At 70.3% G+C, this 13,735-nt stretch carries 14 protein-coding genes; 9 read left to right on the top strand and 5 right to left on the bottom strand.

From position 1 onward, the window contains the following. On the top strand, nt 1-1,035 hold the full coding sequence (locus ASE87_RS02305; protein ID WP_231567057.1) for a hypothetical protein: 1,035 nt from the start codon (nt 1-3) through the stop codon (nt 1,033-1,035). A gap of 277 nt (nt 1,036-1,312) precedes the next feature. Here the strand turns inward: ASE87_RS02305 and ASE87_RS02310 are convergent, their stop codons facing one another. Both ASE87_RS02310 and ASE87_RS02315 read right to left on the bottom strand, forming a co-directional pair. Next, entirely contained in the window at nt 1,313-1,594 is a 282-nt protein-coding gene (locus tag ASE87_RS02310) for an acyl-CoA carboxylase epsilon subunit (RefSeq protein WP_082452242.1), read from the bottom strand. Further along, the gene (locus tag ASE87_RS02315) at nt 1,591-3,204 is read right to left on the bottom strand and encodes an acyl-CoA carboxylase subunit beta (RefSeq protein WP_043594391.1); all 1,614 of its coding nucleotides are present in this window, start codon (nt 3,202-3,204) and stop codon (nt 1,591-1,593) included. The genes ASE87_RS02310 and ASE87_RS02315 overlap by 4 nt, the downstream gene beginning before the upstream one ends. Before the next feature lie 107 nt (nt 3,205-3,311). On the opposite strand from ASE87_RS02315, the gene ASE87_RS02320 reads away from it, so the two are divergent. From ASE87_RS02320 to ASE87_RS02350, 7 genes are all read left to right on the top strand, one after another. Beyond that, the gene (locus tag ASE87_RS02320) at nt 3,312-4,091 is read left to right on the top strand and encodes a biotin--[acetyl-CoA-carboxylase] ligase (RefSeq protein ID WP_043594389.1); all 780 of its coding nucleotides are present in this window, start codon (nt 3,312-3,314) and stop codon (nt 4,089-4,091) included. Nucleotides 4,092-4,095: 4 nt separating this feature from the next. Next, nucleotides 4,096-4,644, top strand: a complete 549-nt coding sequence (locus tag ASE87_RS02325; RefSeq protein WP_235472167.1) for a PH domain-containing protein — start codon at nt 4,096-4,098, stop codon at nt 4,642-4,644. 28 nt (nt 4,645-4,672) lie between these two features. Then, a complete protein-coding gene (locus tag ASE87_RS02330; RefSeq protein WP_043594386.1) occupies nt 4,673-5,977 on the top strand; it encodes a UDP-glucose/GDP-mannose dehydrogenase family protein in 1,305 nt (434 codons plus the stop codon). Between the two features lie 98 nt (nt 5,978-6,075). After that, a complete protein-coding gene (locus ASE87_RS02335; RefSeq protein WP_043594384.1) occupies nt 6,076-6,552 on the top strand; it encodes a hypothetical protein in 477 nt (158 codons plus the stop codon). After that, entirely contained in the window at nt 6,549-7,688 is a 1,140-nt protein-coding gene (locus ASE87_RS02340) for a 5-(carboxyamino)imidazole ribonucleotide synthase (RefSeq protein WP_056225626.1), read from the top strand. The genes ASE87_RS02335 and ASE87_RS02340 overlap by 4 nt, the downstream gene beginning before the upstream one ends. A gap of 17 nt (nt 7,689-7,705) precedes the next feature. Next, complete coding sequence (gene purE, locus ASE87_RS02345; RefSeq protein ID WP_255350899.1) at nt 7,706-8,242, top strand: 5-(carboxyamino)imidazole ribonucleotide mutase; 537 nt, start codon at nt 7,706-7,708, stop codon at nt 8,240-8,242. Continuing rightward, on the top strand, nt 8,239-9,582 hold the full coding sequence (locus tag ASE87_RS02350; protein ID WP_056225629.1) for an LCP family protein: 1,344 nt from the start codon (nt 8,239-8,241) through the stop codon (nt 9,580-9,582). Before purE ends, ASE87_RS02350 begins: the two co-directional genes overlap by 4 nt. A 136-nt stretch (nt 9,583-9,718) precedes the next feature. Here ASE87_RS02350 and ASE87_RS02355 read toward each other — a convergent pair whose 3' ends face one another. The 3 genes from ASE87_RS02355 to rfbB are packed head-to-tail and all read right to left on the bottom strand — an operon-like array spanning nt 9,719 to nt 12,706. Further along, nucleotides 9,719-10,858 (bottom strand): glycosyltransferase family 1 protein, encoded by a 1,140-nt coding sequence (locus ASE87_RS02355; protein ID WP_043594380.1) that lies wholly within the window; start codon nt 10,856-10,858, stop codon nt 9,719-9,721. Beyond that, complete coding sequence (gene rfbD, locus ASE87_RS02360) at nt 10,833-11,723, bottom strand: dTDP-4-dehydrorhamnose reductase (RefSeq protein WP_056225633.1); 891 nt, start codon at nt 11,721-11,723, stop codon at nt 10,833-10,835. The genes ASE87_RS02355 and rfbD overlap by 26 nt, the downstream gene beginning before the upstream one ends. Further along, nucleotides 11,723-12,706 (bottom strand): dTDP-glucose 4,6-dehydratase, encoded by a 984-nt coding sequence (gene rfbB, locus ASE87_RS02365; protein ID WP_056225636.1) that lies wholly within the window; start codon nt 12,704-12,706, stop codon nt 11,723-11,725. The genes rfbD and rfbB overlap by 1 nt, the downstream gene beginning before the upstream one ends. Nucleotides 12,707-12,819: 113 nt before the next feature. Between rfbB and ASE87_RS02370 the strand changes: the two genes are divergently transcribed. Beyond that, nucleotides 12,820-13,716, top strand: coding sequence for a D-alanyl-D-alanine carboxypeptidase family protein (locus tag ASE87_RS02370; RefSeq protein ID WP_056225639.1), 897 nt, complete (start codon nt 12,820-12,822; stop codon nt 13,714-13,716). Nucleotides 13,717-13,735 lie beyond the last annotated feature (19 nt).

Raw genomic sequence — 13,735 nt, forward strand, 5'->3', positions numbered from 1 at the left:
GTGCCGCGGTGGCTGATCGTGTCGCTGGCCGCGGTCTTCTCGGCCTACCACCTGGTCCTGGCCGCGGTGTCACTGGACCGGTTCACCGATCCGCTGCCCGTCGTCGCGTGCATGGCGTTGTACGCCGCGGCGACCGTGGCGGTGCTGTGGCCCAGCAAGCACGTCATCATGCCCGTGTGGATGGCCTCGTTCTGCTTGGCCGTGAGCATCGTCCTGCCGCTCGTCGTGACCTCCGGGCTCGACAGCTCGGTGAAGAACGGCTACGCCACCTGGTACGTGGCCGCCGTGGGCACGCTCATGGTGATCGTGTCCACGAGGCGTCGACAGGGCTTCGCCTGGCTCGGGGTCGGTTTCATGGCGGTGCACGGCGTGCTGTGGGCCGGGCTCGAACAGATCGCCGACCTCGGCATCGTCGGCAGCGTGGTCTGGGTCGCCTTCAGCCATGCGATGTCGAGCACGCTCACCCGCGCGGGGCGCGAGACGCGCGAGTTCATCCTGGCCGAGCACGAAGCGGCGGACTGGCAGGCCGCGCAGGAAGCCCACGTGAACGAGCGCCAGTACCGGTTGCTCCAGACGGGTCGGACGGCGCGGCCGATGCTCCAGACCATCGTCAGCCGACACGGCGACCTGACCGCGGCCGAGCGACAGGAGTGCCTCAACCTCGAGGGAGCGATCCGGGACGAGATCCGGGGCCGGCGCCTCCTCGACGACGACGTCCGTCACGAGGTCATGGCGGCGCGCCGCCGCGGAGCCGTCGTCAGTCTCCTCGACGAAGGAGGCATCGACGACCTCGGACCGACGGATCTGCGACGGGTGCATGGCGTGCTCGCCGGGGCCCTGCGCGAATCCGTCGCCGATCGCATCATCGTCCGGACCGTTCAGGGCGGGGGAGACGACGCGGTCACGGTCGTCGGGCTCGGCTCGGCAGACCTGTCGTCGAGCGCGCTGGGCCGCGGGGTCTCGGCCGACGCGGACGAGGACGACGACGGCGACGAAGTCCAGCTCTGGCTGCAGATCCCTCGCTCGGCCCCCTGATCGTCCGGCGGCTCTCGGCGCGGCCGACACCCACGACGTGAAGAAGGGCCGGACGATCGTCCGGCCCTTCCGAGACCTCGAGTCAGGGCGGCAACCCGAATGCCGCCCTGACTCCCCCCCCGACAGTGACCCGTTCACCCTGGTCGGCCCCTGCTCGGTGGTGTGACTCGACGAGACACCCGGCACCAGCAAGCATGGTCGTTCCGGGACGCGTGTGCAGTCGTCATTTAGGAGGACAGATGGGTGAGGGGCCGTGCCCATCGCCGTTCCCGGGGCGTCAACCCGCGAAACCCCGCCAACGGCCCTCGCCGGACACGATGGACGGACGGGGAGCACGGGCCGAACGCGTCCAGGCCGACGTCGCGGTTCGCGAGGACGTCGTCGCCGCCGCCTCGGCCCGGCCTGCCTCGACGGCGGCCAGCAGTGCCGTCACCGCCGCGAGCTCGTCGGGCGTCGGATCTCCGGCGACGATCCTGAGCAGGGGTGTCGACTGCTGCTCGACCGCGGCGGTGGGGCGGTCCGTCGCGTCGGGGGACGCGGCTGCGTGGCGCCCGCTCACAGGGGGATGTTCCCGTGCTTCTTCGGCGGCAAGGTCGCCCGTTTGGTCTTGAGTGCTCGCAGCGCCTTGATCACGGCGACCCGGGTCGCCGCCGGTTCGACGACGCCGTCGAGTTCGCCCCGCTCGGCGGCGAGGAAGGGGCTCGCGACGTTGTAGGTGTACTCGTTCGCGAGCCGCGTGCGCACGGCTGCGACGTCCTCGCCGGCCTCGGCCGCCGCCTTGATCTCGTTGCGGTACAGGATGTTGACGGCACCCTGCCCGCCCATCACGGCGATCTCTGCCGTCGGCCAGGCGAGGTTGATGTCCGCGCCCAACTGTTTCGAGCCCATGACGATGTAGGCGCCGCCGTAGGCCTTGCGGGTGATCACCGTCACGAGCGGGACCGTGGCCTCGGCGTAGGCGTAGAGCAGCTTGGCTCCGCGACGGATCACGCCCGTCCACTCCTGGTCGGTGCCGGGCAGGTATCCGGGCACGTCGACGAGGGTGAGGATCGGGATGTTGAACGCGTCGCAGAAGCGCACGAAACGGCTGGCCTTCTCACCCGCCTCGATGTTGAGGGTGCCGGCCATGGCGGACGGCTGGTTGGCGATGACACCCACCGGGCGGCCCTCCACCCGGCCGAAGCCCACGACGATGTTCGGCGCGAAGAGCGGCTGGACCTCGAGGAACTCGCCGTCGTCGACGACGTGCTCGATCACCGTCATCACGTCGTAGGGCTGGTTCGGGCTGTCCGGGATCAGGGTGTTCAGCTGTCGATCGTGGTCCGTGGTCTCGAGTTCGACCGGTACGTCGAAGACGTGCGGGTCGGCCAGGTTGTTGTCGGGGAGGTACGACAGCAGGGCCCGGGCGTAGTCGAGGGCGTCGTCCTCGTCGCTCGCGAGGTAGTGCGAGACGCCCGAGACCTTGTTGTGGGTCAGGGCTCCGCCGAGTTCCTCGAAGCCGACGTCCTCGCCCGTCACGGTCTTGATGACGTCAGGCCCGGTGACGAACATGTGGCTCGTCTTGTCGACCATGATCACGAAGTCGGTCAGCGCGGGGGAGTACACCGCGCCTCCGGCCGCCGGGCCCATGATCAGCGAGATCTGGGGGATGACGCCCGAGGCGGCCGTGTTCAGCCGGAAGATCTCGCCGTACTTGCCGAGGGCGACGACGCCTTCCTGGATCCGCGCCCCGCCCGAGTCGAGGATGCCGATGATGGGCACCCCGGTCTTGAGGGCCAGCTGCATGACCTTGATGATCTTCTCGCCCGCGACCTCGCCGAGCGAGCCGCCGAAGATGGTGAAGTCCTGCGAGTAGACCGCGACCTGGCGGCCGTGGATCGTGCCCGTGCCCGTGACGACCGCGTCACCGTAGGGTCGCTTGGCCTCCATGCCGAAGGCGTGGGTGCGGTGCCGGACGAACTCGTCGAGCTCGACGAACGAGCCCGGGTCGAGCAGTTCGTCGATGCGCTCTCGGGCCGTCTTCTTGCCCTTGGCGTGCTGCTTGGCGATCGCGGCCTCGCCGCTGGCCGTCACGGCCTCGTGATAGCGGGCCTTGAGGTCGGCGAGCTTGCCCGCGGTGGTGTGCAGGTCGGGCGCGGCGTCGGTGAGGGGCGCGGAGTCAGGAGTCACGCGCCTCACTCTACTGACCGACCCGCAGCCATCCGTTGGAGGTTTCCACGCGTGGACGCCCCCGGACGTCGTAGGAGTCGTCAACGGCGGCCCCCTAGGCTGAGTTGATGGCCTTCCCCCTCAGCACGTCCGTCAGTCCCCGACTCGTGGTGCTCGAGTCCACCGGGTCGACCAACGCCGACCTGCTCGCAGCCGTCGACGAGCCGCACCTGGCGACCTGGCTGACGCTCGACCAGTCCGCGGGGCGGGGCCGGCTCGACCGACGGTGGGAGACCGCGCCCGGTCGTTCCCTCGCGGTCAGCGTGCTGCTGCACCGGGGCGACCTGCCGGTCGACTCGCTCGGCTGGGTGCCGCTCCTCGCCGGGGTGGCCATGCGCGCCTCCGTCCGGGGTGTGGTCGAGAGCGGCGACGTCACGCTGAAGTGGCCCAACGACGTGCAGGTCGACGGTGACAAGGTCAGTGGCCTGCTCGCCGAGCTGCGGTCCGACGCGAGCGCCGTGGTCGTGGGTGCCGGGGTCAACCTCACGGTGCCCGCCGGCGACCTGCCCACCCCGACCTCGACGTCGCTCGGTCTGCACGGAGCGCGGGGCACCGCCCTCGAACTCGCGGACGCCGTGACGTCGTCGTGGGTCTCGGGCCTGGCACGACTCGTCGGCGACCTCGCCGCGGCCCGGGGCGACGCGGTCGCGAGCGGCGCCCTGGCGTCGGTCCGCGCGAACTGCGCGACCCTGGGACGCGGAGTCCGCGTCGAACTCCCCGGAGGCGCGGCGCTGGTCGGCGAGGCGGTGGACGTCGACGAGGCGGGCCGGTTGGTCGTGCGTTCCGCCTCGACCGGCGCGCTGACGGCCGTCGCTTCGGGTGACGTCACGCATCTGCGGTATGAATGAGCCTGTGAGCACCGACGGACCGCAGCCGACCGAGTACGTCGTCGCGCGGCTGCGGCCCCACGCCCGCGTGCTGTTCTGGCCGTCGCTCGCGCTCGTCGGCATCTGCGCCGCGACCGGTTTCTTCGGTGGTCGCTTCGACGTCGAGTGGCAGAACTACGTCGTGTTGGGCGCCGCCGTCGCCCTGATCGTGCTGCTCTGGCTGGTGCCCGTGCTCATCTGGCTCGGTAAGCGCTACGTCATCACCTCGCGGCGCCTCGTCGTGCGCAAGGGACTGTTCGTGCGCACCCGTCAAGAGCTGCTGCACAGTCGCGGGTACGACCTCACGGTGCGCAAGAACTCGGTGCAGAGCGCGTTCCGCAGCGGAGACGTCCTGATCAACACCGGCCTCGACCGTCCGCTCGTCCTCTGGGACGTGCCGTCGGCCGACCTCGTCCAATCGACCCTGCACGACCTGATGGAGTCGAACCTCAACAGCGTCGCCCAGCGTCGCCAGCACGAGCAGTCCGTCGGACACGCCGACACCACCTCGTGGGGCGACGACCGGGTCGTCTGACCCGACGCGCGTGACATAGGATATTACAATGCGAATCTCAGTCATCGGTTGCGGTTACCTCGGAGCCGTGCACGCCGCGTGCATGGCCGACCTCGGGCACGACGTGGTCGGCATCGACGTCGACCCGGGCAAGATCGCCCTGCTGTCGTCGGGTCACGCCCCGTTCTTCGAGCCCGGTCTGCCCGAGGCCCTCCGCCGGGCCATCGACTCGGGGCGACTCCGGTTCTCGACCGACCCCGCCGACGCCGCGGGCTCCCAGGTCCACTTCGTCGCCGTCGGCACCCCGCAGACCGCGGGCAGCGACGCCGCCGACCTGACCTACGTCGACGCCGCGGTCCAGGGGCTGTTGCCCCACCTCGCCGACGGCGACCTCGTGGTGGGCAAATCCACCGTTCCCGTCGGCACCGCGAGCCGACTCGCCGACCTGGTCCGCGCCTCCTCGGGGGCCGACCTGGCCTGGAACCCCGAGTTCCTCCGAGAGGGGTTCGCCGTGGCCGACACCGTCGCACCCGACCGCTTCGTCTACGGGGTGCCCTCCGGCGACGCCGGCGAGCGTGCGACGGCCGTGCTCGACGAGGTCTACGCGACGGCTCTGGCGACGGGCACGCCCCGGCTCGTGACCGGGTACGCGACGGCCGAGCTGGTCAAGGTCTCGGCCAACGCGTTCCTCGCCACGAAGATCTCGTTCATCAACGCGATGGCCGAGATCGCCGAGGCCACCGGCGCCGACGTGACGCAACTGGCCGACGCGATCGGGCACGACGCCCGCATCGGTCGCCGGTTCCTCAATGCCGGCCTCGGCTTCGGCGGCGGGTGCCTGCCGAAGGACATCCGGGCCTTCCGCGCCCGTTCGCGCGAACTGGGGCTCGAGTCCCTCGACTTCCTCGCCGACGTGGACGCCGTCAACCTGCGCCGCCGCGACCGCGTCGTCGACCTCGCGGGCGAGCTGCTCGGCGAGGTGCGTGGTGCGCGCGTCGCCGTGCTGGGCGTGGCGTTCAAGCCCGACAGTGACGACGTCCGCGATTCGCCCGCCCTCGACGTCGCCCGCCGACTGCACGCCGCCGGTGCCGACGTGGTCGTCCACGACCCCGAGGCCAACGAGACCGCCGCCCGGCTGGCTCCCGACCTCACCTACGTCGATGACGTCCCGACCGCTCTCCGTGACGCCGACATCGTCCTGGTCCTCACCGAATGGAAGCAGTTCAAGGCACTGCGTCCGGCCGAGGTCGCCGCCCTGGTCTCCGGCCGACGCATCGTCGACGCCCGCAACGTGTTCGACCCCGCCGAGTGGCGCGAGGCCGGCTTCGAGTTCCGAGGACTCGGGCGCCCGTAGCCGAGTGCCGGTCAGAGGGCGCCCGGTCCCGTGCCGGTGTCCGGCCCCCTCCGGCAGGTCGACGCCGTCCGACGAGGTGCCACCGATACGATGACCGCATGACGAACCGGGCCCTCATCGCCGTGCTGACCGCCGGGGCCCTGGCCCTCACCCTTTCCGCGTGCACGAGCGGCGGCGACGACCCGACGCCGACCATGTCGAGCTTCAGCCCCACGTCGACAGCATCGCCCTCGGCGCCCGACACGGGGGCCGAGACGGCCGCCCCCACGGCGCCGGCCGACGACCCGACCGGCACCGTCGAGACGCCCGTCCCCGTACCGTCCGACGAGGCGGACGGCTGGACCGACGCCCGCGCCTACGATGCCTGCCGGAACGAGGCCACGAGGTCGCAGGGTGCCGACTACACCTGGAACGACCGTTCGTCGCAGATCCTCGTGCAGGGCTCCGGGGGGCGGAGCATCGACGTCGCCGGCCTCTACTCGGGCGGTGACGTCGGCGTCGCCAACGTCACCTACCGGTGCACGGTCGGAGGCACTCCGGACTCGCCGCAGCTGAGCGGGACGGTCGTCCGATGACGGCTCTCCGTGTCGGCGTCATCGGCGGCGGCCAGCTGGCCCGCATGATGATCCCGCCCGCCGTCCACCTCGGCATCGAGATCAGCGTCCTCGCCGAGACCGAGGGCAGTTCGGCCCGGTTGGCAGCGACCCGGGTGGGCGATTACCACGACGTCAACGTCGTCCTCGATTTCGCGCGCACGGTCGACGTGGTCACCTTCGACCACGAGCACGTCCCCCAACACGTCCTCGCCGCCCTCGTCGACGCGGGCGTGCGGGTGCACCCCGGGCCGTCCGCACTGGCCGTCGCGCAGGACAAGATCGTCATGCGTCGACGGCTCTCCGAGCTCGGCTTGCCCGTTCCCGACTGGGCGGCCGTCCGTGACGCCACCGAGCTCGAGGCGTTCCTCGCCGACCACGGTGGCCGGGCGGTCGTCAAGACCGCGCGGGGTGGTTACGACGGCAAGGGCGTTCGCGTGGTCTCGGCGGCCCACGACGCCGACGACTGGTTCGGCGCCCTGGCCGAGGACGGCAACGGAGGTGCGCTCCTGGTCGAAGAGCTCGTCTCGTTCCGGCGCGAACTGTCACAGCTCGTGGCCCGTCGGCCGAGCGGTGACATCGCCCTCTGGCCTCTCGTCGAGACCGTCCAACGCGACGGGGTGTGCTCCGAGGTCTTCGCCCCGGCACCCTCGAGCGCCGGTCGCTTGGCCGACGCCGCCGACGAGATCGCGCGGACGGTCGCCGAACGGCTCGACGTCACCGGCGTCCTGGCCGTCGAGCTCTTCGAGACGACCGACGAGCGCCTCCTGATCAACGAACTCGCCATGCGGCCGCACAACACGGGGCACTGGACGATCGACGGGTCGACCACGAGCCAGTTCGAACAGCACCTCCGGGCCGTGCTCGACCTGCCGCTCGGCGACACGGACTGCCACCGTCCCTGGAGCGTCATGCTGAACGTGCTCGGCGGGCCGGCGACGGGGTCGATGGCCGACCGTCTACCTGCCCTCATGACCGACCAGCCGGCGGTCAAGGTGCACGACTACGGCAAAGACCCCCGGCCCGGGCGCAAGGTCGGGCACGTCACCGTGGTCGGCGACGACCTCGACGAGGCCGTCTTCCGGGCGCGTGCCGCTGTCGAGTTCTTCACCGACTGACGGCTATCCTCTAGTCCGTGTCCGACCCGAAGAGCACCGACGTGCGCCCGAACGACCCCGCCGTACCCGCGAAGGTCGCCATCGTCATGGGCTCCGACAGTGACTGGCCCACCATGCAGGGGGCCTCGACCGTCCTGTCCGAGCTGGGAATCCCGCACGAGGTCGAGGTCGTCTCGGCCCACCGCACGCCCGACAAGATGATCGCCTTCGGTCGCGACGCGGCAGGTCGCGGACTCTCCGTCATCGTCGCCGGGGCCGGGGGAGCAGCGCACCTGCCCGGCATGATCGCGTCGGTCACGACCCTCCCCGTGGTCGGTGTGCCCGTCGCGCTGGCCAAACTCGACGGCCTGGACTCGCTGCTCTCGATCGTGCAGATGCCGGCCGGCATCCCCGTGGCGACGGTCTCGATCGGCGGTGCGGTGAACGCCGGTCTGCTCGCGGCCCGCATCATCGGCTCGCACGACCCGGCGGTCGCCGAGCGGCTGGCCCGCCACGCCGAGTCACTCGCCGAGCTGGTCGAGCAGAAGAACGCCGACCTGCGTCGATCGCTGTGAGCACCTCCCTGCCCGTCCGTCATCCGGACGTCACCTCCGAGCCGTTCATGACGAAGCGGGCGTGGGTTCTCGTCCTCCTGAACGTGGTCGTGCCCGGGTCGGCGCAGGTGCTCGCGGGCAGTCGCCGACTCGGCCGGTGGGGACTCGCCTCCACCCTCGTCTTCTGGATGGTCGCGGTCGTCGTCGTCGTCCTGGCGTTCGCCTTCCGCTCGCCCCTGATCGAGATCGCGACCAACGTCGTCGCCCTCACCGTCGTCCAGGTCTTCCTCGCGTACTACGCGGTGCTGTGGGTGGTGCTGACCGTCGACACGCTGCGGTTGGCCCGCATCGTCCGGACGGCCCCCTCGGCCCGGGGACTTCTCGCCGGGGCGATGGTGCTGTTGATGGTGGTGACCGTCGGACCCGCCGCCTACGGGGCCTACCTCGCCGGTGTGCAGCACGGTCTGCTCAACAGTCTGTTCACCTCGAGGGCCGACGCCGCGCCTCCTGTGGACGGGCGCTACAACATCATGTTGCTCGGCGGGGACGCCGGGGCGGACCGCACCGGTCTGCGCCCCGACAGCATCTCGGTCGCCAGCATCGACGCCGAGACCGGTGCGACCACCATCGTGGGCATCCCGCGCAACCTGTACGACGCACCCTTCGTCGCGGGGTCGCCGCTGTACGGCGACTACCCGGACGGCTACGACTGCGGCGACGACTGCCTCGTGAGCTTCCTGTACACCTACGGGGAAGAGCACCCCGACCTCTACCCCGACGCCGAGTCGAAGGGCAGCAATCCCGGTGTCGAGGCGATGCGTGACGCCGTCGAGGGCATCACGGGCCTGACGGTGCAGTACTACGCCCTGATCGACATGCAGGGCTTCGTCGATCTCATCGATGCGCTCGGCGGCATCCAGGTGGACGTGCAACAACGCATCCCGATCAACGGAGGCGTCGACGGCAACGGTCAGCCGATCAACGTCGACGGGTGGATCGAGCCCGGCGAACAGAAGCTCGACGGCTACCACGCCCTCTGGTACGCGAGGGCGCGGCACGGCACCAGCGACTACGACCGCATGGCTCGTCAGCGCGAGGTGCAGCAGGCGCTGCTGTCGCAGTTCCAACCGGCGACGGTCCTGTCGAAGTTCCAGGCCATCGCGTCGGCAGGGGTGCAGACCGTCGACACCGACATCCCGCAAGGGGCCCTGGCCGCCTTCGTCGACCTGGCCGTGAAGGCCAAGTCCCAGCAGATCACGAGTCTCGAACTCGTCCCGCCGACCTACGACAACGTCTACCCCGACTACGACGCGATGCGGGCCGCGGTGGCCCAGGCCACCACCCCGGCTCCCGCGCCCTGACTGACGACCTCGGATCGTGCCCCCGAGGCTCGCCGCCTGACGGCGCGCGCCGACCGGACGAAGAGGCGCGGTGCGTCACCGCAGGGCGCCCACGGCTCCGGGGGCATTCGCGTCGCCGCTCGGGTCGCCCCGTGGCTCAGAGATCGGCGTGGAGCTGCCACACCTTGTCGGCCGAGTCCCGCCAGCTGAAGGCCCGTGCGCGGTCGATCCCGGCGATGCCGAGACGCGTCGACAGCTCGACGTCGGTGACGACCTGGAACATGGCCTGCGCGAGACGCTCCGGGTAACCCGCAGCGTCCTCCCGAGCCACGCTGACGGCCGCGTCGGCCGCGACCTCGAGCAGGGCAGGGGCGTCCGAGACGATGGTGGGCGTGCCCAGGCTGAAGGCCTCGACGACCGGCAGCCCGAACCCTTCGGCGAGACTGGGGAACACGAAGACCGCGGCTCGCTGCAACAGCACCGCCAGCTGTTCGTCCGACACGAAACCCATCGTCCGGACCTTGTCGGCGGGCAGGCCGGCAGCGGCCACCAGGTCGGCGACCTTGACGTCTCCCCACCCCTCGGGCCCGACGATCAGCAACGGCAGGTCGGGGGCGTCGGGGTGGGCGAGAGCCTGGATGAGCGGCTCGATGCCCTTGCGCGGTTCGAGCGTGCCGACGCTCAGTGCGTAGCGCTCGGGCAGGTCGAGGGAGTCGGCGACGTCGTCGGAGTCCGCGGGGACGGCGAGCTTGGGACTGACGGCGCCGCCGATGACACGGAGGCGGTCGCCGAAGGGGAACAGCTCGGCCAGTTCGCGGGCCACGCTGTGGGTCGGCACGACGACGCCGTCGGCGTGCTTGAAGGCGCGCTTGGCCATGGCCTTGTGCCAACGGACACCGCGCGGGGTGAGGGTCTCAGGGTGAGTCCACGGGACGGTGTCGTGGATGGTGACGACCGTTTGCGTTCCCGGGTCGAGCGTGCGATCGTGCCGGTAGAGGGGGGCGAACAGGCTCGTCGCATGGACCATGCCGCGCCCGGGGAGGCCGACGACGCCACCCTGCCACGCCAGTGCCAACTCACGGCGACCGAGCGGTGACTTGGTGACATGGGACAGGCCGGGCAGCAGATCGGTCAACCGGTCGTAGTCGGTCTGCGGATGGGCCGCCACGACCCCTTCGACCTCACAACCGCGGGGAGCGGTCTCGACGAGGGCGCGGGTCAGTTCTTCGGTGTAGCGCCCGATGCCTCCGGGGATGGGAGCCAGGATCTGGTCAACGACTACTCGCAGCGTGGTCATCGGTCTGCAACACTCCCCTGTTCGCGGCCTCGGCCAGCGCTTCTCTCCACGGACGCATGGGCGTCAGTCCGGCTCGTGCCCAGGCGTCGTGGCCGAGGACGCTGTAGCTCGGTCGCGGTGCGGGGCGGACGAAGGCCGAGCTGTCCGTCGGGAGGACCCGGGCAGGATCGAGCCCGGCCTCGTCGAAGACGGCCTGGGCGAACTCGAACCAGCTCGCACTGCCCGAGTTGGTGCCGTGGTAGACGCCGGCAGGGGCGTCGGAGTCGAGCAACGCGACGATCTGCGTCGCGAGGTCGGCCGTCCAGGTCGGCTGCCCCAGTTGGTCGTCGACGACCTTGACCGTGTCGTGTGACGCCGCGAGCTTGACCATGGTCTTCGCGAAGTTGCCTCCGTGAGCGCCGTACAACCACGCCGTGCGCACGACGTAGGCGCCCTCGGGGTTGGCGGCGAGCGCGAGCTGTTCTCCCTCGGCCTTGGTACGGCCGTAGGCGCTCACCGGCGCGATGGTGGCGTCTTCGGGGTAGGGCTCGGTGGCGTCGCCGTCGAAGACGTAGTCGGTCGAGACCTGGACGAGCTTCGCTCCGACGGAGGCGGTGGCCTCGGCCAGGAGGCCGGCTGCGGTGCCGTTCACGGCCAGCGCGGCCTCTTCGTCGGTCTCGGCCGCGTCGACGGCGGTGTACGCGGCGGCGTTGATCACGACGTCGTGCCCCTGGACGGCGGCGAAGACGGCGTCCCGGTCGGTCACGTCGAGGTCGGCACGACCGAGCACCGTGACGTCACGTCCGAAGAGGGCTTCGAGGAGGTCGGTGCCGAGCATGCCTCGGGCCCCGGTGACGAGGTACTTGGAGTTCTGGGCGGCGGCCATCAGAGGGCGGCGCGCTCTTTGAGCGGCTGCCACCACTCGCGGTTGTCGCGGTACCACTGGACGACGTCGGCGAGGCCCTTCTCGAAGGGGACCTGGGGCTCGTAGCCGAGCTCGTCGCGGATCTTGGAGATGTCGACGGAGTACCGCAGGTCGTGGCCCAGACGGTCCTGGACGCGGTCGACGTACGACCAGTCCTTGCCGGTGGCCTCGAGCAGCATCTCGGTCAGTTCTTTGTTGGTGAGCTCGGTGCCGCCGCCGATGTTGTAGATCTCGCCGGCGCGGCCGTTGACGAGCACCATGGCGATGCCGCGGGTGTGGTCGTCGACGTGCAGCCAGTCACGGATGTTGTTGCCCTCGCCGTAGAGCGGGACGTGCACGTCGTCGATCAGGTTCGTGACGAAGAGCGGGATGACCTTCTCGGGGAAGTGGTACGGGCCGTAGTTGTTGCTGCAGCGCGTGATCGAGACGTTCAGCCCGTGCGTGCGGTGGTAGCTGCGCGCGAGCAGGTCGCTGCCGGCCTTCGAGGCGGAGTAGGGCGAGTTCGGCTCGAGCGGGCGGTCTTCAGCCCAGGAGCCCTCGGCGATGGAACCGTAGACCTCGTCGGTCGAGACGTGGACGAAGCGCTTCAGGTCGTTGCGCAGGGCGGCGTCGAGCAGCTGCTGGGTGCCGAGCACGTTGGTCTCGACGAAGATCGAGGCGTCGCGGACCGAGCGGTCGACGTGTGATTCCGCGGCGAAGTGGACGACGGCGTCCACCTCGGGGAAGAGCGTGTCGAGCAGGGCCCCGTCACGGATGTCGCCCTTGACGAACGTGTAGCGGGGGGAGTCGGCGACGCTCGCCAGGTTGGCCTCGTTGCCCGAGTAGGTGAGAGCGTCGAGGACGACGACCTCGGCCCCCTCGAGGCCCGGGTAGGCGTCTTCGAGCGTGCGGCGGACGAAGTTGGAGCCGATGAAGCCGGCTCCGCCGGTGACGAGGATTTTCACAGTGGTCCCTTGGGGTCGATCGCGGAGGGTTCGTACGATGCTACCGGAGCCGATGTGATGAATCGCCGCCCCGGAGGCTCCGACCACGGCGGACGGCGTGCGAACGTCAGTCCATGCATCGTGACGAACCACCGACGTCGGACGAGGCGGACGGTCCCGCATCCTTCGACCGCCGCCGTCTCCTCGCCTATGCGGCCACGTCCGTGGCGCTCGCGGCTCCCGTCGTCCTGCACCCGTCGCTCGGTGCCCGTGCCTCCGTGCAGCTCGGCGAGACCACCGGGGCGGTCGACACCGTCGCCGAGGCACTCGCGGTCGCCGCGCTGCAGGCGTGGGGTGGCTACGCCAACGGGCAGATCCCGACGAACGCCCTGACGCCCGTCCAGGCATCCGTCGCGGGCTCCGGATACCTCCGGGACGACGCAGCCCGTCAGTTCCTCTCGCTCAGCTTGGCGTTCTCCTCGACCTTCGGCACGCCACTGGCGATCACGGAGGGGTATCGGGATTACGGGCGTCAGGTCTCCTACTGGAACGCCTACCAGGCGGGCACCGGAAACCTGGCCGCCTACCCCGGAACCTCCAACCACGGCTGGGGCATCTCGTGCGACTTCGGATCCGGCGTCCAGACCGCCGGGACCGCGGCCAAGCGGTGGATGGACGCGAACGCACCGGCCTATGGATGGCAGCCCACCGGGAACGGATTCTCCCGGCCGGAGCCCTGGCACTTCGACTACGTGGCCGCGTACCCGGGCCCCGGCAACACACTCCTCGTCGACAGCGGTCTCGTCGTGGTGCGATGCACCGAGAGCCTCGATCAAGTCGGTCTCGTCTACACCGCTCTCCTCGGCATGAGGACGCTCAAGCACCTGCTCACGCTCGACCAGATCTCCGCGTTGCGGGCCGTCGGCGTTCCCTACTACGAATTGTCGAGAGTGCAGTTCCTCGCGCTGCTCGACGGCATCTCTGTTCCCCGGTCGGCCGTCACGGTCCGTGCGGATTATTGGCGTCGTTGAGCGCCACGGAAGGAAACCG

The organism is Frigoribacterium sp. Leaf44, assembly GCF_001421865.1.
GTDB lineage: Bacteria > Actinomycetota > Actinomycetes > Actinomycetales > Microbacteriaceae > Frigoribacterium.

Coding starts and splice junctions, on each gene's coding strand:
- ASE87_RS02320 (WP_043594389.1), top strand. CDS start 3,312: ATGGCCTTCCCCCTCAGCACGTCCGTCAGTCCCCGACTCGTGGTGCTC.
- ASE87_RS02330 (WP_043594386.1), top strand. CDS start 4,673: ATGCGAATCTCAGTCATCGGTTGCGGTTACCTCGGAGCCGTGCACGCC.
- ASE87_RS02335 (WP_043594384.1), top strand. CDS start 6,076: ATGACGAACCGGGCCCTCATCGCCGTGCTGACCGCCGGGGCCCTGGCC.
- ASE87_RS02340 (WP_056225626.1), top strand. CDS start 6,549: ATGACGGCTCTCCGTGTCGGCGTCATCGGCGGCGGCCAGCTGGCCCGC.
- ASE87_RS02355 (WP_043594380.1), bottom strand. CDS start 10,858: ATGACCACGCTGCGAGTAGTCGTTGACCAGATCCTGGCTCCCATCCCC.
- rfbD (WP_056225633.1), bottom strand. CDS start 11,723: ATGGCCGCCGCCCAGAACTCCAAGTACCTCGTCACCGGGGCCCGAGGC.
- ASE87_RS02370 (WP_056225639.1), top strand. CDS start 12,820: ATGCATCGTGACGAACCACCGACGTCGGACGAGGCGGACGGTCCCGCA.